General features: G+C 63.4%; 15 protein-coding genes, 2 tRNA genes and 1 pseudogene. 4 read left to right on the forward strand and 14 right to left on the reverse strand.

Annotation, left to right across the window (positions count from 1 at the left end; translation table 11 throughout):
- Nucleotides 1-82 precede the first annotated feature (82 nt).
- From sucD (ROS217_RS11710) to ROS217_RS11725, 4 genes are read right to left on the reverse strand one after another with little or no spacing between them, the layout of a single operon-like run.
- Nucleotides 83-964: a succinate--CoA ligase subunit alpha gene (gene sucD, locus ROS217_RS11710; RefSeq protein ID WP_198134887.1), complete on the reverse strand. Its 882-nt coding sequence runs from the start codon at nt 962-964 to the stop codon at nt 83-85.
- A complete protein-coding gene (locus ROS217_RS11715; protein ID WP_009817965.1) occupies nt 964-2154 on the reverse strand; it encodes a malate--CoA ligase subunit beta in 1191 nt (396 codons plus the stop codon). The genes sucD (ROS217_RS11710) and ROS217_RS11715 overlap by 1 nt, the downstream gene beginning before the upstream one ends.
- Before the next feature lie 43 nt (nt 2155-2197).
- Entirely contained in the window at nt 2198-3139 is a 942-nt protein-coding gene (locus ROS217_RS11720) for an HpcH/HpaI aldolase/citrate lyase family protein (RefSeq protein WP_008280157.1), read from the reverse strand.
- Nucleotides 3140-3151: 12 nt separating this feature from the next.
- A complete protein-coding gene (locus ROS217_RS11725; protein ID WP_009817966.1) occupies nt 3152-4360 on the reverse strand; it encodes a pyridoxal-phosphate-dependent aminotransferase family protein in 1209 nt (402 codons plus the stop codon).
- A 227-nt stretch (nt 4361-4587) separates the two neighbouring features.
- Between ROS217_RS11725 and ROS217_RS11730 the strand changes: the two genes are divergently transcribed.
- Nucleotides 4588-5229 (forward strand): helix-turn-helix transcriptional regulator, encoded by a 642-nt coding sequence (locus ROS217_RS11730; protein WP_040650556.1) that lies wholly within the window; start codon nt 4588-4590, stop codon nt 5227-5229.
- 222 nt (nt 5230-5451) lie between these two features.
- On the opposite strand, the gene ROS217_RS11735 is transcribed toward ROS217_RS11730, so the two are convergent.
- Nucleotides 5452-6930, reverse strand: coding sequence for an ABC transporter substrate-binding protein (locus ROS217_RS11735; protein WP_254656417.1), 1479 nt, complete (start codon nt 6928-6930; stop codon nt 5452-5454).
- 203 nt (nt 6931-7133) lie between these two features.
- On the opposite strand from ROS217_RS11735, the gene ROS217_RS11740 reads away from it, so the two are divergent.
- Nucleotides 7134-7210: transfer RNA gene (locus ROS217_RS11740), tRNA-Asp, on the forward strand.
- Nucleotides 7211-7455: 245 nt separating this feature from the next.
- Nucleotides 7456-7532 (forward strand) — tRNA-Asp (locus ROS217_RS11745).
- Nucleotides 7533-7569: 37 nt separating this feature from the next.
- Here the strand turns inward: ROS217_RS11745 and ROS217_RS11750 are convergent.
- The 3 genes from ROS217_RS11750 to ROS217_RS11760 are packed head-to-tail and all read right to left on the reverse strand — an operon-like array spanning nt 7570 to nt 10654.
- Nucleotides 7570-8628 carry an LLM class flavin-dependent oxidoreductase gene (locus tag ROS217_RS11750; RefSeq protein ID WP_009817969.1) on the reverse strand — a complete coding sequence of 353 codons (1059 nt, stop codon included), beginning with the start codon at nt 8626-8628 and terminating at the stop codon, nt 7570-7572.
- A gap of 15 nt (nt 8629-8643) precedes the next feature.
- Entirely contained in the window at nt 8644-10116 is a 1473-nt protein-coding gene (locus tag ROS217_RS11755; protein WP_040651384.1) for an aldehyde dehydrogenase, read from the reverse strand.
- 10 nt (nt 10117-10126) lie between these two features.
- The gene (locus tag ROS217_RS11760; RefSeq protein WP_040651387.1) at nt 10127-10654 is read right to left on the reverse strand and encodes a flavin reductase family protein; all 528 of its coding nucleotides are present in this window, start codon (nt 10652-10654) and stop codon (nt 10127-10129) included.
- 287 nt (nt 10655-10941) lie between these two features.
- Between ROS217_RS11760 and ROS217_RS11765 the strand changes: the two genes are divergently transcribed.
- Entirely contained in the window at nt 10942-12540 is a 1599-nt protein-coding gene (locus ROS217_RS11765) for a phosphoenolpyruvate carboxykinase (protein WP_040651389.1), read from the forward strand.
- A 281-nt stretch (nt 12541-12821) separates the two neighbouring features.
- Here ROS217_RS11765 and ROS217_RS11770 read toward each other — a convergent pair whose 3' ends face one another.
- The 6 genes and pseudogenes from ROS217_RS11770 to ROS217_RS11795 form a co-directional block, all read right to left on the reverse strand.
- Nucleotides 12822-13811: an NAD(P)H-quinone oxidoreductase gene (locus ROS217_RS11770; protein ID WP_040650557.1), complete on the reverse strand. Its 990-nt coding sequence runs from the start codon at nt 13809-13811 to the stop codon at nt 12822-12824.
- Nucleotides 13808-14707 carry a succinate--CoA ligase subunit alpha gene (gene sucD, locus ROS217_RS11775; protein ID WP_009817974.1) on the reverse strand — a complete coding sequence of 300 codons (900 nt, stop codon included), beginning with the start codon at nt 14705-14707 and terminating at the stop codon, nt 13808-13810. The genes ROS217_RS11770 and sucD (ROS217_RS11775) overlap by 4 nt, the downstream gene beginning before the upstream one ends.
- Entirely contained in the window at nt 14707-15882 is a 1176-nt protein-coding gene (locus ROS217_RS11780) for a succinate--CoA ligase subunit beta (RefSeq protein WP_009817975.1), read from the reverse strand. The genes sucD (ROS217_RS11775) and ROS217_RS11780 overlap by 1 nt, the downstream gene beginning before the upstream one ends.
- A gap of 88 nt (nt 15883-15970) precedes the next feature.
- A pseudogene (sucD, locus tag ROS217_RS11785) lies at nt 15971-16856 on the reverse strand (succinate--CoA ligase subunit alpha).
- 128 nt (nt 16857-16984) lie between these two features.
- On the reverse strand, nt 16985-18178 hold the full coding sequence (sucC, locus tag ROS217_RS11790) for an ADP-forming succinate--CoA ligase subunit beta (protein WP_009817978.1): 1194 nt from the start codon (nt 18176-18178) through the stop codon (nt 16985-16987).
- Nucleotides 18179-18212: 34 nt separating this feature from the next.
- Nucleotides 18213-18752 (reverse strand): hydrolase, encoded by a 540-nt coding sequence (locus ROS217_RS11795; protein WP_009817979.1) that lies wholly within the window; start codon nt 18750-18752, stop codon nt 18213-18215.
- Nucleotides 18753-18892: the final 140 nt, after the last annotated feature.

An 18892-nucleotide genomic window follows, 5' to 3' on the forward strand; every position in this document is an offset into this window, starting at 1 on the left:
GATGTTCATTTTGTACACGCGTTTTGTACGCAAATTCCGGTGGGGCCGCCCGCAGGGACAGGCGACCCCGGAGGGACGGGTTTCAGGCGACCATGCGCTCAACCACGTCGCCAAAGGAGGAGGGTGTCGGGACGATGGTGACGCCCGCCTCGGAGAGGATCTCGACCTTCTCTTGCGCCGATTCGCCGAAGGCCGAGACGATGGCCCCGGCATGGCCCATGCGCCGACCTTTGGGGGCGGAGAGACCGGCGATATAGGCGGCCACGGGCTTGGTCATGTGGTCGCGGATATAGGCGGCGGCTTCGGCCTCTTGCGGGCCGCCGATTTCGCCGACCATCACCACGGCGTCGGTGCCCTCGTCATTCTCGAACAACTCCAGAATGTCGCGGAAGGAGGAGCCGTTGATCGGATCGCCGCCGATGCCCACCGAGGTCGACACGCCGATGCCGCGTTCCTTCATCTGGCTGGCGGCCTCGTAGCCCAAGGTGCCGGAACGCCCGATGATGCCCACGCGACCGGGTTTGTAGATATGCGGCGGCATGAGACCGGCGAAGGCCTGACCGGGGGTGATGATGCCCGCGCAGTTGGGGCCAATCAGGCGCATGCGCTTTTCCGCCTTGTAGCGGCGCATGTAGCGCTTGACCTTGATCATGTCGCTGGCGGGGATGCCGTCGGCGATGCAGACGCAAGTGGTGATGCCCGCATCCGCCGCCTCCATTATGCTGTCGGCGGCAAAGGGCGGTGGGACGAAGCAGATCACGAGATCCGCGCCTGTTTCGGCCACGGCCCCTTTGACGGTGTTGAAGACGGGCAGGCCGTTATGCTTGGTGCCGCCCTTGCCGGGGGTCACGCCGCCCACGACATTGGTGCCGTGGTTGATCATGTCCTGGGTATGAAAGCTGCCGATGCGGCCGGTGAGGCCGGTCACGAGCACGCGACTGTTCTTGTCGATGATAATGGCCATCATGCGGCTCCTTTTGCGGCGGGTTTCGTGTCAGACCAAGCCCGAACCACCAGATCAGCGGCGTCGGCCAGGGTCTCGGCGGTCAGGATCGGCAAGCCGCTCTCTGCTATAAGGCGGCGACCCTCTTCGACATTGGTGCCCGAGAGGCGCACGACGAGGGGCAGGGTGAGGTTCAATTCGCGCACCGCGCGGATCACCCCCTCTGCGATCCAGTCGCAGCGGTTGATGCCCGCAAAGATATTGACGAGAATCGCCTCGACATTGCGGTCGTTGAGCACGGCGTTGAACGACATCAGCACCCGTTCCGGGCTGGCCCCACCGCCCACGTCGAGAAAGTTGGCAGGCTCGCCACCCGCCATCTTGATCATGTCGAGTGTCGCCATTGCGAGACCCGCACCGTTGACGATACAGCCGATTTCACCCTCAAGACCGATGTAGTTCAGGCCCCGGTCGCCTGCGAAGGTTTCACGCGGGTCTTCTTGGCTCTTGTCGCGGAGTTCCGAGATTTCGGGGCGGCGGAAGAGCGCGTTGTCGTCAAAGCTGACTTTGGCGTCGAGCGCCATGATTTCGCCCGAGGTGGTGACGACGAGCGGGTTGATTTCCACCATACTGGCGTCGGTTTCCTCCATCATCCGGTAACAGCCGATGATGGTCTTGACCGCCTGCGGGATGAGGGCGGCGTCGAGCCCGAGGGAAAATGCGATTTCGCGTGCCTGAAACGCCTGCATGCCCACCGCCGGATCGACCACCGAGCGGATGATCGATTCGGGTTCCTGCGCGGAAATCTCTTCGATTTCCATGCCGCCTTGGCCGGAGGCCACGACGACGACGCGCTCTTCCTTGCGGTCCATCACGAAGGCCAGATAGATTTCCTGCGCGATGCTGGTGGCCTCTTCGATATAGAGGCGGCTCACCAGTTTGCCTTGGGGTCCGGTCTGATGGGTCACGAGCATGCGGCCCAGCATCCATTGCGCGGCCTCGGAAATCTCGATCTCGTTCTTGCAGATCTTCACGCCGCCCGCCTTGCCGCGCGCGCCGGAATGGATCTGGGCCTTGACCACCCAGCGGTCGCCGGACAGCTCTGAGGCGCGGTAGACGGCCTGTTCGGGGCTATAGGCGATCCCGCCGCGCGGCACCTGCACGCCAAAGCGTTTCAAGAGTTCCTTGGCTTGGAATTCGTGGATGTCCATTTTGGTAGTCCTCCCTTTTCTGGTTGGCCTTTTGGTTTGGCCCTCAGCCTTTGGCGGCGATGGCGTCGGCGACGCTGATCACGTTATTGGCCATACGCTCGGATGCCGCGTCGATCATCTTGCCGTCGAGGCTGGCGGCCCCTTTGCCCTGGGCTTCGGCCTTGCGCAGTTCCTCGATAATGCGGCGGGCGCGGGTGACTTCGGCCTCGGGGGGCGAGAAGACATCATTGGCAAGCGCGATCTGGCTGGGGTGGATGGCCCATTTGCCCTCGATCCCCAGGGTGGCGGCGCGTTTGGCCGAGAGCGTATAGCCGTCGGGGTCGGAGAAATCGCCGAACGGCCCGTCGATGGCGCGCAACCCGTAGGCGCGGCAGGCGACGGTCATGCGGCTGAGCGCAAAATGCCATTGGTCGCCGGGGTAGTCGGGGTTGAGGCCACCGATGACCACGGTGCGGGCGCGGTTGGAGGCGGCGTAATCAGCCACGCCGAAATGCAGCGCCTCGAGCCGTCCGGGGGCCGAGGCAATCGCCTCGACATTGGCCATGCCGAGGGCGGTTTCAATAAGCGCCTCAAGGCCGATCTGATGGGTAAAGCCCATCGCTGTCTCGATCTGGCTGACCATGGTTTCCACGGTGTAGAGATCGGCGGGCACGCCCACCTTGGGAACAAGGATGGTGTCAAGGTGCTGGCCCGCCTGTTCCACGATCTCGACCACGTCGCGATACATGTAATGGGTATCCAGCCCGTTGATGCGGATCGAGATGGTCTTGCCCTTGGCTTTCCAGTCGATGTCGTTCAGCGCCTGAATGATATTGGCGCGGGCCTGCACCTTGTCCGGGGGGGCGACGGCATCCTCTAGGTCAAAGAAGATGTAATCGACATCCGAGTCGGCAGCCTTGTCGATCATCGACGGGCTGGAGCCGGGCACGGCAAGTTCCGAGCGTTGCAGGCGTTGCTTTTTCAGCGGGTGAAGTGTGTAGCTCATGTTATGTCCCGATCAGGCGGCGCGGGCGGATGCGACGCGCACCTGCCGTGTTGGGGTGGAGGCGCGGAAATGTTCCTGTGCGGCGGCGATCCCGCAGCCCGGTTCAATCGCGGCCCCGGCATCGCAGAGCGCCATTTCAGCGGCGGAGATGGCACCGCAGAGCATCACCGGGTTGAGCGAACCCAAGTGACCGATGCGGAAAGCGCGGCCTGCCAGCTTGGCCAAGCCAGAGCCGAGTGAGGTCTGATATTTGTGATAGGCGGTGGCGATGACGTCGCGGGCATCGACGCCCTCAGGCGTGTAGATCGCTGACACCGTATCTGAGTGCCATTCCGGGCCATCCGCCACGAGGCGGCAGCCCTGCCATTCGGCAATCGCGGCGCGCACGCCCGAGGCGAGGCGGTGGTGACGCTCCCACACGCTCTCCATGCCCGCCGTCAACAGCATGTCGAGCGAGCAGCGCAACCCGCGCAGGAGCTGGGTGGCGGGGGTATAGGGAAAATAGCCGGTGTCGTTCAGCTTGATCATGTCGGCAAAGCTGAAGTAGCAGCGCGGCATTTTGGCACGCTCATGGGCGGCGAGCGCCTTGTCGCTGACGCCCAAGAGGCCGAGACCGGCGGGCAGCATGAAGCCCTTTTGCGAGCCTGCGACGGCGAGGTCGACGCCCCAATCCTCCATCTCGAATTCAATCGAGCCGATGGAACTCACGCCATCGACGAAGAGAAGTGCGGGGTGGTTCACGGCGTCCATGGCCGCACGGATGGCCGCTATATTCGAGGTGACGCCGGTGGCGGTCTCGTTATGGGTGGCAAAGACGGCCCTAATCTTGTGGTCCTTGTCGGCGGCGAGTTTGGCGGCGTAATCCTCGACCGGCACGCCCTTGCCCCACTCCACCTCGCAGAGGTCGACCTCAAGTCCCAGACGCTCGGCCATATCGACCCAAAGCATTGAAAACTGGCCGAAACGCGACATCAGCACGCGGTCGCCGGTGTTGAGCGTGTTGGAAATCGCGGCCTCCCATGCGCCGGTGCCGGAGGTCGGGTAGACGAAGGCGCGGCCATGGGTCAGGCGGAACGCTTTTTTCAGGTCCGAGAGCAGGGGCAGGATGAAATCGCCAAAATCTGGCGCGCGCATATCCTCCATCGGGATGTTCATGGCGCGACGCACCTCGTCAGGCACATTGGTGGGTCCGGGAATGAAAAGATGCGAGTTGCCGTTCATGTCTGTCCTCCTTCAGGCTTGGCCCTTTATGCGGGGGGCGCGGACATGGCGTAATGCCCGCGCGCATGGAAAAGCGCGGCTAAGCGAGGGGCTGATTGCCCCGGTGGGTAGGGGCAGCCTACCCGGTGGTGGATTGGCGGTATGCCGTTGCATTCTAAAAAATCGTTTGATTTCAGGACGTTCCTTGGTCTTGTATAAAGGGGCAGGAGGAGGAGCCCGTGCGCGATATGGAAGAGGCGACCTTGGAGGACGCAAAATTGGACGTGCCCGAGGTGATCGTGGCCGACCGGCAGGCGATTGTCTGTCAGGGGTTGGGATCATTGGTGGCACAGATCGCGGAGGTGCGTCTGGGCCCGTTCGCCACGGATCAGGCGAGCCTGCGCAAGGCGCTGGGCGAGCGACCGGGGCGGGTGATCCTTGTTCTGGGGGTGCGGCTCGCGGATGCTGATTTAGGCCGGGTGCTGGATATGCTGCGGCGCGACCATCCCCGCGTGATGGTGGTGGTCGTTGCCGAAGAGGCCGAGTTCGCGTTTATCCGCACGGCGGTGAAGGCGGGCGCGCATTCGGTCTGCATGATGGGGCAGGTTTTGACCAGCCTGCCGCGCGTTTTGGGCCATCTGGTCGAGGGGCACAGCATCCTGCCGGTGGAGATTCTCAAGCGGTTGATGGGCGAGCAGGGCGATTCCCTGACCCGGCGCGAGCATGAAATATTGGGGCTTTTGGTCGATGGGCTGACGAATTTCCAGATATCGGCGCGGCTGGGGCTGTCGGAGAATACGGTCAAGTATTACCTCAAGGCGATTTACCAGAAACTGGATGTGAATTCACGCGGTGGGGCCATCGCGAAATATGTGGCGGGGACGTATTAAGGGGGGTCTAGGGGTGTAAGCCGCGCGGAATCAAGGCGCGAAGCGCCGCCGCGCGATCGCTGGGCCGTCCCGCGGCCTAGCGATTTTGAGATGTAGCGCGTCTATTTGAGGTTATACGGACTTGGCAGGCATTAAGTGGCAGCCACTACCGTTGCATCGCTAGTCCCCGGCCCAGCGAGCGCGCGGCTCAATGCCTACGCGTTTAGTGTCCCCCATCCCCCCTCAATCCACCACCGTCACCAAATGCCAACGCAGGGCGTCATTAGGCACAGGATCGAAATGGGTCACGCGGTTGGAGAGCACCACCAGTTGCGTGACGTGAAAGGGAATGAGCGTGCCCGAATTCATCGCCAGATATTCCTGCGCTTCGATATAAAGCGCGCGTCGACGTTCGAAATCCAGTTCGGCACGGGCGGTTTCGATCAGCCGGTCGAAATCGGGGCTGGTGTAATGGGTCTCGTTCCATTTAGCAGAGGAGTGAAATGCCTCGTTCAGGGCCTGATCGGCGGGGCGCTCGCCCCAAGAGGTGCTGAAGGCGTCCTTTTTCATCCAGACATTCGACCAGTACCCATCGGCGGCGGCATTGATCAGGTTGACGCGGATACCTGCCCGCGCCGCCTGTTCCTGAAAGGTGACGCCGATCACCGGCCAACTGGGATCGAGCACCGAGACATGCACATCAATGTCGAGCCCATCCGGGTATCCCGCCTCGGTCAAAAGGGCGCGGGCGCGCTCTGGATCAGCGGGACACTCCATCTCGGCGCGGTATTGGTCATTGGGGGCCACAGGCGTGTCGCAGGAAATCACCCCGCCACCATCCAGCGCCAGTTGCAGCATCTCGTCGCGGTCCACGGTAAGGCGCAGCGCTTGGCGCACGCGGGGATCGTCAAACGGCGGCACATCGGTACGAAAGGCCAGTCCCATCCAGTTGCCGGTGGGAATTTCCAGCAATTGATAATGCAGCGATTTGTCCAGCGCCCGACGCAAGAGCGGGACGATGCCGCGTTCCATGTCCAGTTGCCCGCTGAGAAAGGCCTGAAGCCGGGCCTGCGCATCGGGCACGCCGATGACCTCGATCCGTTCCAATCTTGGCGGCCCTTCCCAATAGCCCTCATTGGCGATGAGCACGGTGATGCCATCGGGGTCGAATTTCTCGACCTTGAAGGGTCCGGTGCCGATGCCGCTCTGGTCGATGGTGTCGCCCGAGCCTTGGGGGATGATGCGCAGGCGGGGGTCCATCAATTGCAGCGGCAGGTCGGCAAAGGGCGAGTCGAGCTGCATTTCGACGCTGAGCGGTCCGGTGGCGGCGATGCGGGTGATCATCTTGACCGCCGCGCGGGCCGGGCTGCCATAATCGGGGTCGATGACGCGCTTGATCGAATAGACCACGTCGCCCGCATCGAGCGGGCTACCGTCGTGAAAGTGCACACCATCGCGGATCTGAAAGGTCCAGAGCGTGCCATCGGCGTTTGGGGTCCAGGAGGTGGCGAGATCCGGCGCGGGTTTTCCGCCGCGACCGGGGCGCACGAGGCGGCTCTGGATTTTCTCGATGATCTGGAGCACCCGGCCTTTGGAGGCGGGGTCGAGGCTGGACTGCGCGCCAAAGCCGACGTTATGGGCGTGGCGAAACGTGCCGGTGGGCGCGGCCCCGGCGGGGGCGGCGAGCAGGAGGCACAGGATCGAGAGCAGAAGGGGCCGCATGGACATCTCTCCGCGAGGGGTGCTGTGACTGTGGCAAGGCTGGCCGCGAAAATCAAACCTTTCGCATGGGTTTGGCATCACGTTTTCGGCGGGCGTGACGGGCATCAGGAAAGTTGAAATTTCCGCATGCCAGCGCTTGACGGGGGGGGCGGACCCGTCATAGAAGCGCGGAACGTTTGGGGCTGACCCCAAGCGTGCTGCGGGCGGTTGTAGCTCAGTTGGTTAGAGTACCGGCCTGTCACGCCGGGGGTCGCGGGTTCGAGCCCCGTCAACCGCGCCACCGCAGACATCAAAGGCCCCCGCTATCGCGGGGGCTTTTGTGTTTGGGGTATTGGTTTGGGGGATTGGGTCTGAGAGAGCCGACTTTACCAAGCTCTGACTACAAGCTCTGGCCAAGCTCTGGCCAAGCTCTGGCCAAGCTCTGGCCAAGCTCTGGCCAAGCTCTGGCCAAGCTCTGGCCAAGCTCTGGATTGACGATTTTGGGATTGACGGGCGCGCGGGGGGCGCTTATGCAGCGGCCCACGCGCGGTTGTAGCTCAGTTGGTTAGAGTACCGGCCTGTCACGCCGGGGGTCGCGGGTTCGAGCCCCGTCAACCGCGCCATTTCTCCTCTTTTACAGGACAGACCGGCACGTTGTGGTCATTCCGCAGCGGCGATGTTTTGGCCTGCGAACTGTGGCATCACCTTGTCGATGAAGAGTTGCAGCGAGCGTTTCTGGCGTTCCATATCGAGGCCCATTGAGGCGTAGTAGATGAAGGCATCGACGCCCAAGCTCTCATATTGGCGGACTTTATCGGCCACGGTGTCGGGGCTGCCGAAGGCGAGGTTTTCCTCGAGCATGGCGGGGTCGGTGCGGGCGTTGCCCTCTAATTCCGCCAGCGGGACGGGGTCGGGGAAGCCGTTGACCACCTCGCCTCGTTTCATCATCAGGTTGCCGAATTGTCCCAGAACGCGGCGGAGGGCCGCCAAGGCCGCCTGCCGGTCGTCCTCGGTTTCATAAACTGCCGTGTGGCGCATCAGCGCCCAATGCCCGTCATAGCGGCCACCGTTTTTGGCAATCGCGGCGTCGAGCCGGGCGCGGTAATTCTCGGCCTCAGAGAAAGGCATGGTGAGCGGCCAGCTCATGATGTCGCAGCCATGCTCGACCGCGTAATCAAACGTGATGGGGGCGCGGGCGGCGACCCAGATGGGCACCTCCTGCTGCACCGGCTTGGGGCAGGAAGTGGCGGTGGGGAACTGCCAGTAGTCGCCGTCATGGGCATAGTCGCCCGCCCAAAGGCGTTGCACGGCGGGCAGCGATTCCTGCATGTAGCGCCAGCTGTCGGGTTGATTGAGGCCGGGCATCATGCGGTCAAACTCGCGCTGATAGGCACCTGAGCCGATGCCAAACTCAAGCCGCCCGTCGCTGAGCAGGTCGAGCATCGCCGCCTCACCGGCCAGACGGATGGGATGCCAATAGGCGGCGTTGACCACGCCCACGCCCAAGCGGATGCGGCTGGTATGCTCGCCCCACCATGTCAGGATCTGAAACGGGTTGGGGGCGATGGTCATTTCCAGCGCGTGATGCTCTGCCGCCCATGCGATTTCGAATCCGGCGGCTTCGGCCATTTGCACCATTTCGAGGGTGTGATCGCGCAGCGCCTTCATATCCGCCGATGGGTCGAGCCGTTCGAGATTGATTGCGAGGTGGAATTTCATCGGTGTCTCCTGTGATCAGCGCATTTGAAAGGGGTTGGCCATGGGATCGTCGGACATGTTCATCCAGACGGTTTTGGGCCTTGTGTAGTCATAGAGCGCCTGAAAGCCGCTCTCGCGGCCATAGCCGCTGGATTTGGTGCCGCCGAATTCGGCGATGGGGCTGATGGCGCGGTAGGTGTTGACCCAGACGATACCGGCGCGCACCGCGCGGGACATCCGCAGGGCGCGGGCGTTGTCGCGGGTGAAGATGCCTGCGGCCAGCCCATGTTCGGAGCCGTTGGCGAGGGCGAGGGCCTCGGCTTCGGTTTTGAAGCGCAGGACCGAGAGGACAGGGCCGAACAGTTCGGTATCGACGATGCGCAGGTTGGCGGCGGGGCAATCGAGGATGGTCGGCTCAAAGAACATCTCGCCCGCCGCCGCGCGTTTGCCGCCGCAGATCAGGCGTGCGCCTTGGGTTTGGGCGTGGGCCACTTCCTGTTCTATGTGGTCCAATTGCGCGCGGGTGCAGAGGGGGCCCATTTGCGTGGCCTCGTCCATAGGATCGCCGATGCGGATATCGCGGGCGATGGCGCTGAGGCGGGTGAGGAAATCGTCGGCGATATCCTCATGCACGAGGAGGCGCGAGCCTGCGACGCAGCTTTGGCCGGAGGCCCCGAAGATGCCCGCCACCGCGCCGTTGACCGCGCTTTCGATGTCAGCATCGGCGAAGACGATGAAGGGGGATTTGCCGCCCAGTTCCAGACTGACTTGGGCGAAATTCTGCGTCGAGTTCGTCAGCACATGGCGCGCGGCGTTCGGCCCGCCGGTAAAGCTGATCCGGGACACCAGCGGGTGTGAGGTGAGCACGCGGCCGCAGGGGTCGCCATGGCCGGTGACGATATTGACGACGCCGTCGGGGATGCCCGCCTGCGCGATCAGCCGCCCGAATTCGAGGATCACGGCGGGGGCGTGTTCCGAGGTCTTGAGCACGAGCGTATTGCCTGCGGCCAAGGCAGGGCCGAGTTTGACTGCGGTCAGGAAAAGCTGGGAGTTCCACGGCACGATGGCCGCCACCACGCCCAAGGGTTCGCGGTGGGTAAAGACGAACATATCCGGCTTATCGATGGGCAGGGTTTCGCCGGTGATCTTGTCGGCGGCCCCGGCGTAGAATTGCAGGAATTCGGCGATATATTTGGCCTGCCAGCGGGTTTCCTTGAACATCTTGCCGGAATCGCGGGTTTCGACCTCGCCCAAGCGTTCGCTGTGCTCGGCCAGAAGATCGCCCAAGCGGCGCAGGCATTGGCCGCGCGCGGTGGGGGTCATGCGGGACCATGGGCCGTCGTAGCAGGCGCGGTGCGCGGCCTCAACGGCGCGGGTCACGTCGGCCTCGGTCGCCTCGGGGGCCGTGGCCCATACCTCGCCGGTGGCGGGGTTGAAGCTATTGAACCGGGTGCCATCCGAGGCATCGACCCAAGCGCCGTCGATCAGCATTTGATAGGCAGTGGTCATTGTCTGGCTTTCATTCTGCGGCACAGCGGGTGGCATCGTTGGGGATCACCCGATGATAGCCGCCGTCGCGCCATGCCAGCGGTGCGGCCCCTGCGTCGAATACGCTGGTGACAGTACCGATGACGATGAGATGGCTGCCTGAGGGGACGCTCTGCGCCATGTCGCAGGCAAAACCCGTCGCCCCTTCGAGCAGGGGGGCGGTGCCCGGTGTGCCGTAGCAGTCGATGCCGGAAAAGCGGTCGGTGACCCAGCCGTCATGCCGCCCGGCAAAGCGGTCGGCGATCTCGGTGCTGCCTTCGGGCAGGACGTTGACGCAAAAGCGGCCATTGGCGGCCACAGCGCGGGCGATGCGGCTTTCGCCATGCAGGCAGACGAGGACCGAGGGTGGATCGGCGGAGACCGAGGTAAAGGCGCTGACCGTGGCCCCGAACCGGCCCATCGGTCCATCGGTCGTGACCACCGTCACCGAGGCTGCGACCTGACGCATGGCGCTGACAAAGCCAGTTCTGTCGACGGGCGAGGGGCTATTGGGGTGCATGGTCTTGTCCTTTGCCTGTGAGTGCGGCCTCATCAGGCTGACATGAATGCAGAGTTTTTGAAAACGAATTGTTTTGCTGTATATGTGCGGAAAATTCGAATTGAGGGGATGCGGGGGGTGTTTGCACTTGCAGCATTGCGGATTCCTGCCAAGTGATTGCGCTAACTTGGAAAAACGGGCTTGTTTGCGGGTTGCGAATCCGTGTCAGGCTGGAATACCAGACACCAATGCGCCGCGATGGCGGGTTCGAACAGGGTAGGGCGCCCACGCCCAAAAGGGAGAGAGACATGACGGCAGGACGGGTCAATCCGAGCTTTCGGTTGGAAGATCAGGGGATTTCGGGGCTGGGCAAGGTCCATTACAACCTGATGGAACCTGCGTTGGTCGCGGCCTCGGTGCAGCGCGGCGAGGGGGAATTGGGGCAGGGCGGCACTTTGTTAGTCAGCACTGGCGAATTCACCGGCCGCTCGCCCAAGGACAAGTTTACGGTCCGCACGCCCACCACGGAAAACACCATCTGGTGGGACAACAACCTGCCCATGTCGCCGGAGCATTTTGATCAGCTTCACAAAGACATGATCGCCTATCTGGCGGGGCGTGAAGTGTTTGTGCAGGATCTGGTGGCGGGGGCGGACCCCGCGCACAGCATCAATGTGCGGCTGGTCAATGAGCTGGCGTGGCACAACCTCTTTATCCGCCACATGCTGCGCCGTCCGGAGCGCGAGGCGCTGGATCATTTCGTGGCGGATTACACGATCATCAACTGCACCGGGTTCAAGGCGGACCCGGAGCGGCATGGTTGCCGCTCCGAGACGGTGATCGCGGTCAATATCGATGCCAAGCTGATCTTGATCGGCAATACGGAATATGCCGGCGAGAACAAGAAATCCATCTTTGGCCTGATGAATTACCTGCTGCCCGAGAAGGGTGTGATGCCGATGCATTGCTCGGCCAACCATGCCAAGGATGACCCCGAGGATGCGGCGGTGTTCTTTGGTCTCTCGGGCACGGGCAAGACCACGCTTTCGGCTGATCCCAACCGGACCTTGCTGGGCGATGACGAGCATGGCTGGTCCGACACCGGCACGTTCAATTTCGAGGGTGGCTGCTATGCCAAGACGATCCATCTGAGTGCCGAGGCGGAGCCGGAGATCTATGCAACCTGTTCGATGTTCGGCACCGTGATCGAGAATATGGTCTATGACGCGGAGACGCGCGAATTGGACTATGAGGATTCGAGCCTCACCGAGAATATGCGCTGCGCCTATCCGCTGGATTATATTCCCAATGCTTCGGCCACCGGGCTTGCGGGACATCCGCGTAATGTGGTGATGCTGACCTGTGATGCGTTCGGCGTGCTGCCCCCCATTGCGCGGCTGACCCCGGCGCAGGCGATGTATCATTTCCTCTCGGGTTTCACAGCCAAGATGGCCGGGACCGAGCGTGGGTTGACCGAACCGCAGCCGGTGTTTTCGACCTGCTTTGGCGCCCCCTTCATGCCGCGTCGTCCGGAGGTTTATGGCAACCTCCTGCGCGCCAAGATCGAGAGCCATGGCGCGTCGTGCTGGCTGGTCAACTCGGGCTGGACAGGCGGGGCCTATGGCACCGGATCGCGGATGCCGATCAAGGCGACGCGGGCGCTCTTGACCGCTGCGCTTGATGGATCGCTGAACGGGGTCGAGTTCCGCAAGGATGCGAACTTTGGCTTTGACGTGCCGGTGTCGGTGCCGGGCGTGGCGGATGTTCTGCTTGAGCCGCGCCGCACATGGAATGATCCGGCAGCCTATGATGCGCAGGCGGCGAAACTGGTGGCGATGTTCGCAGAGAATTTCGCGCAGTATCTGCCGCATGTGGACGACGAGTTGCGGGCGGTGGCGCTGGGCTGAGGCGAAGGCGGCACGGCGGCAGGTTTTGGCCTGAAAGGGACATTCGCCCCAATCTCCAAAGCGCGGAATAAAGGCGCGGCACGCGCCGCCGCGCAGCGCCCGTCCGCCCCCTCGGGCGGGCGCTTTTGCAACGTTGCAGTCTCTTGAAATCGCGGGAGTCTCTGGCGGATATAAAGTGCCAGCCGACGAAGACGCAGCGCCCACCCGGCGGACGGGCACCGCGCGGCTCATCGCTCAGGGCCAATGTCCCCTTCAGGCCAATTGCCTAAAGCGATACCCCGTCAGGGGCGCAGCAGAATTTTGCCGTGATGGTCGCCCGCTTCCATCAGGCGATGCGCCTCTGCCGCTTCGGCCATGGGCAGAACCCGGTGCGTTACCGGGCGCAATTTGCCGTTGGCAAAGAAGGGCCAAACCGTTTCGCGCAGCGCCTCGGCCACCTGTGTTTTAAAGCTCTCGGGGCGTGAGCGCAGGGTGGAACCGGTATAGCTGAGGCGCTTGAGCATCACCGGCATCAGATCAATCTCGACCTTCGAGCCCATGTTGAAGGCCAGTTGGATGAGCCGCGCATCATGGCGTGCGGCCTTGATATTGCGCGCCACATAGTCGCCGCCAATGATGTCGAGAATGATGTCGGCCCCGCCCGCCTCTCGGGTGAGGGCCACGAAATCCTCGCTGCGGAAATTGATGGCGCGGTCTGCCCCCAGAGAGGTGACGAATTCGGCTGCCTCGGCATCGCCCACCGTGGTCAGCACGGTCAGTCCCATGACCTTGCCCAATTGGATCGCCGTTGATCCGATGCCGCCTGCGCCGCCATGTACGAGGAAAACGCCGTCCTTGGGCAAGGCGTGATCTAGGAACACGTTGCTCCAGACGGTAAAGAAGGTCTCGGGCAGGCCCGCCGCCGCGACCTCGTCCACGCCTTGCGGAATGGGCAGGCAGTGGCTGGCATCCACGGCCACGAATTCGGCATAGCCGCCGCCATTGGTCAGCGCACAGATGCGGTCTCCGGGCGTCCATTGGGTGACACCGTCGCCGCAGGCCACGACTTCGCCGGACACTTCGAGGCCGAGCAGGTCCGAGGCGCCCTTGGGCGGGGGATAGTGCCCACGTCGCTGCACCATGTCCGGGCCGTTCACACCGGTGGCGGTGACGCGGATCAGCACCTCACCTGCGCCGCAGGCGGGCAGGGGGCGGGTGCCGGGGATCAGCACCTCGGGGCCGCCGGGGGCGGTCATTTCGACGACAGACATTGTCTCAGGTAAACCGCTCATCGGGCGGCAGCCTTTTGCGGCGCTTTGGCTGTCGCGCGCGCCACCGCGGCAACAACGTCATCGGCATGGGCTGCAATCTCGACCCCGGCGGCGCGCAGGCGGGCGATCTTATCCGCCGCTGTCCCGCCGCCCAGAACCGAGAGCGTACCCGCATGGCCCATTCGGCGGCCGCGCGGCGCGTGCCGTCCAACCACGAGGGCCACCACCGGCTTGCCATAATCGACTGAGTCGAGATAGGCGGCGGCCTCTTCCTCGGCGCGTCCGCCGATCTCGCCGATCAGCACGACGGCCTCGGTTTCGGGGTCGTCGCGAAAGGCCTTGAGGCATTCGACAAAGCCCACGCCATGCAGCGTGTCACCACCAATGCCGACGGTGGTCGATTGGCCAAGCCCTGCCGTGCTGCATTGCGCAAGGATTTCCGAGGTGAGCGAGGCCGAACGCGAGGCGATGCCGATATGACCCGGTTTTGCGTTGCCAGTGGGCATGACGCCGATCTTGCATTGCTCCGGTGTCAGGATGCCTTGGGAATTGGGGCCGATGAGCACGGTGTCGGTGCCTGCAAGCGCCTGTTTGACCCGGCTCATGTCATGCTGTGGCACGCGCTCGGTCACGCAGACGACGGTGCCTATCCCGGCCTCGATTGCCTCGATCATCGCGGCCCCGGCCTGCGGGGCTGGCACGATCACGAGGCTGGCGTTGGCCCCGGTGGCATCGACCGCCTCGCGCACGGTGTTGAAGAGGGGCAGGCCAAGATGCCGCGCACCGCCCTTGCCGGGACGGACGCCACCGACACAGGTCGTGCCATAGCGCATCGATTCATCGGTGTAGAAGGTGCCGGAGCGCCCGGTCATGCCCTGCACAATGAGCCGTGTTTCGGAATTGACAAAGATCGCCATCAGCGTGCCCTCCTCTGGCCAGCCAGCTCTACCACCCGCCCGACCGCCGCCGACAGTGTGTCGCAGCTCTCGACCGGGACTTTGCGTTCGCGCAGGATGCGGTGGCCCCAATCGGCATGTTTGCCCGAGATATAGGCAATCACCGGCAGCTTGCGCGTGGCCTTAGCATAGGCGAAGTTGACGCCTTCGGCCACCGTGTCGGCAGAGGTCATGCCGCCGCCGTGGATCGTGAGCAGGATCGCGGTCACGCGATCATCGGCGAGAAGTATCTCGACCCCGCGCGCCACATCCATGCTGCTGGCCGTTGTGCGGATGTCCATGAAATTCGCCGCCTTGCCGCCTGCGTCCATGATCAGGTCATTGGTGGCAAGGCCCAGTCCCGCGCCATTGGCCACGACGCCGATATTGCCCTCGAGCCGAACGAGGTTGATGTTGTGTTTCTGCGCGGCAAGTTCATCGGCGGGGGCCGGGCGGTCCGCCACCATCGAGGCGAATTCGGGGCGACGAAAGCCTGCGTTGGGATCAATCGCCACCTTGGCGTCAACTGCCATCCAGCGGCCATCGCCGGTGCGGGCAAAGGGGTTGATCTCGATCAGTGTCATGTCGTTTTCGGTAAAGGCGAGGCGGGCGGCAAAGATCGCCGTGATCGCGGCCTCTTGTGCCTCGGTCATGCCGACGCCGGACAGGAAGGTCGCAAGCGCCGTGCGGCTCTCGGGGCTATCCGGGGGAAGAGGGCAGCTTTGGGCGGTATCCTCGTCCATTCGGGCGCGTTGCTCGAATTCCACGCCGCCTGCACCGGAGGCCAAGAGCATGGGTTGGCCCGTCTCGGGGTCAAGGGCGATGGCGACAAAGCAGCTCTGAGCGATGTCGATGGCGGCCTCGATCTGCACGAGGGTCACGGTCTCGCCCGCGGGTCCGGTCTGATCGGTCACGAGGGTCGAGCCAAGCAGGCGGCGGGCTTCGTCGGCCACGGCAGAGGGAGTGGCCGCAAAGCGGATGCCCCCGGCGAGGCCACGCCCGCCCGCGCCGATCTGCGCCTTGACCACGTATTTGCGAGCGTCGATTTCCTTGCAGAGGCGTTGCGCCTCGTCCGGTGTGCGCGCTGGGCGTCCTTCGGGGACGTGGACCCCGTATTGCGCGAGCAATTCCTTGGACTGATATTCGGCGAGAAACATGGGAGGCGTCTCCTCTATGGCTATGGTTCTTGGTATACCACAGCCTAAATTGAGTCAACGCCTCCGCATGTCATGGCAGAGGTCGGATTTACTGGCCAATCGCCGTGAGCACGGCCTCGCCGAGGCCAGCGGGGCTCTCGGCGACGGTGATGCCGGCGGATTTCATGGCTTCGATCTTGCTCTCGGCGTCGCCTTTGCCGCCCGCGACGATGGCGCCGGCGTGGCCCATGCGGCGGCCCGGCGGGGCGGTGCGGCCAGCGATGAAGCCTGCGACGGGTTTCTTGCGCCCGCGTTTGGCCTCATCCTTGAGGAACTGCGCTGCCTCTTCTTCCGCGCTTCCGCCGATTTCGCCGATCATGATGATCGACTGCGTCTCGTCATCCGCGAGGAACCATTCCAGCACGTCGATATGTTCGGTGCCCTTGATCGGGTCGCCGCCGATGCCCACGCAGGTCGATTGACCCAGACCGACGTCGGAGGTCTGCTTGACCGCCTCATAGGTCAGCGTGCCGGAGCGGCTGACCACGCCGACCGAGCCGCGCCGGTGGATATGGCCCGGGCATGATGCCGATCTTGCAGGCGTCGGGCGTGATGATGCCGGGGCAGTTCGGGCCGATGAGGCGCGATTTGCTGCCTTCCAGCGCCCGCTTGACGCGCATCATGTCGAGGACCGGGATGCCTTCGGTGATGCAGACGATCAGCTCCATCTCGGCATCAATCGCCTCGAGGATCGAATCGGCGGCGAAGGGGGGGGGGACGTAGATGACAGAGGCATTGGCCTCTGTCACATGTTTGGCCTCATGCACCGAGTTGAAGACCGGCAGGTCGAGATGCGTCGTGCCGCCCTTGCCGGGGGTGACGCCGCCGACCATCTGGGTGCCGTAAGCGATGGCCTGTTCGGAGTGAAATGTGCCCTGCGAGCCGGTAAGGCCCTGACAGATCACGCGGGTATGTTTGTCGACGAGGACTGCCATTTTGTTTGGCTCCTGAGTTCTGCGGCGGGGCCGCGTTATGGTATGGTCGGATGATCCGGGGCTCCGCCCGTTCGCGCCTCAAACGCTCCACCGGAGCGTTTGCCGGGGCAAAGGCCCCGGACCGGCGCTCACCCTTTGACGGCCTTGACGATCTTTTGCGCACCGTCCTTGAGGTCGTCGGCGGCGATGACGTCGAGGCCGGAGGTGTTGATGATCTCCTTGCCCTTTTCGACGTTGGTGCCTTCGAGACGGACGACGAGCGGCACCTTGAGGCCGACTTCCTTGACGGCCGCCACCACGCCCTCGGCGATCACATCGCAGCGCATGATGCCGCCGAAGATGTTGACGAGGATGCCTTTGACCTGCGGGTCAGAGGTGATGATCTTGAAGGCCTCGGTGACCTTTTCCTTGGTCGCCCCGCCGCCCACGTCGAGGAAATTGGCAGGCTCGGCGCCGTAGAGCTTGATGATGTCCATGGTGGCCATCGCCAACCCCGCGCCATTGACCATGCAGCCAATCTCGCCGTCGAGGGCGATGTAGTTGAGGTCGTATTTCGACGCTTCCAGTTCCTTGGGGTCTTCTTCCGAGGTGTCGCGCAGCTCTGCGATGTCAGGGTGGCGGTAGACTGCGTTGCCGTCAAAGCCGAGCTTGGCATCGAGGACCATCAGATCGCCACTGGTGGTGACAATGAGCGGGTTGATCTCGAGCATCTCCATGTCTTTTTCGACAAAGGCGCGGTAGAGGATGCCCATCAGCGACACGCATTGTTTGATCTGACCGCCGGTCAATCCCAAGGCAAAGGCGATGCGCCGACCGTGGAACGGCATATAGCCGGTGGCGGGATCGACGGCGAAACTGAGGATCTTCTCGGGCGTTTCGGCGGCCACCTCCTCGATGTCCATGCCGCCTTCGGTCGAGCAGACAAAGCTGATTCGGCTGGTCTGGCGGTCGATCAGCAGGGCGAGGTAAAGCTCGCGTGCGATGCTGGAGCCGTCTTCGATATAGATACGGTTGACCTGCTTGCCCGCCGGACCGGTTTGATGCGTGACGAGGGTGCGGCCGAGCATACGCTTCGCCTCTTCGGCGGCTTCGTTGACCGATTTCGCGATGCGAACGCCGCCTTTTTCCCCGGCGCCCGCCTCTTTGAATTTGCCCTTGCCGCGCCCACCGGCGTGGATCTGGGCCTTGACCACCCATACGGGGCCATCGAGCGCGCCTGCGGCGGTCTTGGCCTCTTCACCGCGCAAAACGACGCGGCCTTCGCTGACCGGTGCGCCGTAACTGCGCAACAGGGCCTTTGCCTGATATTCGTGGATGTTCACGCTCTTCCTCCCTTGGGTAAAACGACCTGGGTCGTCATTTGATCAGTGGCAACAGTTTCTTGAAAGCCGGGGTTCCGGCCCGGCCAAGCCATTCGAACACCACCATTTCCGTGGTGGCGATCCCCGCGCCCGCAGCGCTGAGCCGGGCGATGCAGGCCTTTTCGCTCTCGAGGGTGCGGGACGCGGTGGCGTCGGAGACGACAAAGACCTCGTACCCCTCTTCGATCAGGCTGGCGGCGGTTTGCAGCACGCAGACATGTGCCTCCATCCCGGCGAGCACGGCCTGTTTGCGCCCCAAGCCCCGGAAATGCGCCGCGAAATCGGCGTCTTCCATGCAAGAGAAATGCATTTTGCTGAGCACGGTGGTGCCCGGTCCCGGTTTCAGGTCCGGCACGGTTTTGCCCAAGCCAGTGGGATACTGTTCTGTCATCATCACCGGCACACCCAGTTCCTGAGCGCAGGCCATTAGGGTGCGGGCGTTGCGAATCGTCCGGGCGGGGGCCTGCATCGCAGGAACGAGCCGCTCTTGCATGTCGATGATCACGAGCGCGCTGTCGGCGGCACGGATAAGCATGGTCGGCCCCTCTGTTTTGGTCCACTAAATGTGGTGTTCATTCTTGTGGTATTCCAAATACCACAGTTGATTTTACCCAGCAACCCGGCATTTTCGCGAGCGGAGTCAGGGCTGCGTATTAAGTGGCGCGACTCAGGTTC

Source organism: Roseovarius sp. 217 (assembly GCF_000152845.1).
GTDB lineage: Bacteria > Pseudomonadota > Alphaproteobacteria > Rhodobacterales > Rhodobacteraceae > Roseovarius.

Bases quoted from the DNA above. Each gene is read 5' to 3' on its own strand.
- ROS217_RS11715 (WP_009817965.1), bottom strand. From the start codon at position 2,154: ATGGACATCCACGAATTCCAAGCCAAGGAACTCTTGAAACGCTTTGGC.
- ROS217_RS11780 (WP_009817975.1), bottom strand. From the start codon at position 15,882: ATGTTTCTCGCCGAATATCAGTCCAAGGAATTGCTCGCGCAATACGGG.
- sucD (WP_198134887.1), bottom strand. From the start codon at position 964: ATGGCCATTATCATCGACAAGAACAGTCGCGTGCTCGTGACCGGCCTC.
- ROS217_RS11735 (WP_254656417.1), bottom strand. From the start codon at position 6,930: ATGCGGCCCCTTCTGCTCTCGATCCTGTGCCTCCTGCTCGCCGCCCCC.
- ROS217_RS11750 (WP_009817969.1), bottom strand. From the start codon at position 8,628: ATGAAATTCCACCTCGCAATCAATCTCGAACGGCTCGACCCATCGGCG.
- sucD (WP_009817974.1), bottom strand. From the start codon at position 14,707: ATGGCGATCTTTGTCAATTCCGAAACACGGCTCATTGTGCAGGGCATG.
- ROS217_RS11795 (WP_009817979.1), bottom strand. From the start codon at position 18,752: ATGCTTATCCGTGCCGCCGACAGCGCGCTCGTGATCATCGACATGCAA.
- ROS217_RS11765 (WP_040651389.1), top strand. From the start codon at position 10,942: ATGACGGCAGGACGGGTCAATCCGAGCTTTCGGTTGGAAGATCAGGGG.
- ROS217_RS11730 (WP_040650556.1), top strand. From the start codon at position 4,588: ATGGAAGAGGCGACCTTGGAGGACGCAAAATTGGACGTGCCCGAGGTG.
- ROS217_RS11725 (WP_009817966.1), bottom strand. From the start codon at position 4,360: ATGAACGGCAACTCGCATCTTTTCATTCCCGGACCCACCAATGTGCCT.
- ROS217_RS11755 (WP_040651384.1), bottom strand. From the start codon at position 10,116: ATGACCACTGCCTATCAAATGCTGATCGACGGCGCTTGGGTCGATGCC.
- ROS217_RS11760 (WP_040651387.1), bottom strand. From the start codon at position 10,654: ATGCACCCCAATAGCCCCTCGCCCGTCGACAGAACTGGCTTTGTCAGC.
- ROS217_RS11720 (WP_008280157.1), bottom strand. From the start codon at position 3,139: ATGAGCTACACACTTCACCCGCTGAAAAAGCAACGCCTGCAACGCTCG.
- ROS217_RS11770 (WP_040650557.1), bottom strand. From the start codon at position 13,811: ATGAGCGGTTTACCTGAGACAATGTCTGTCGTCGAAATGACCGCCCCC.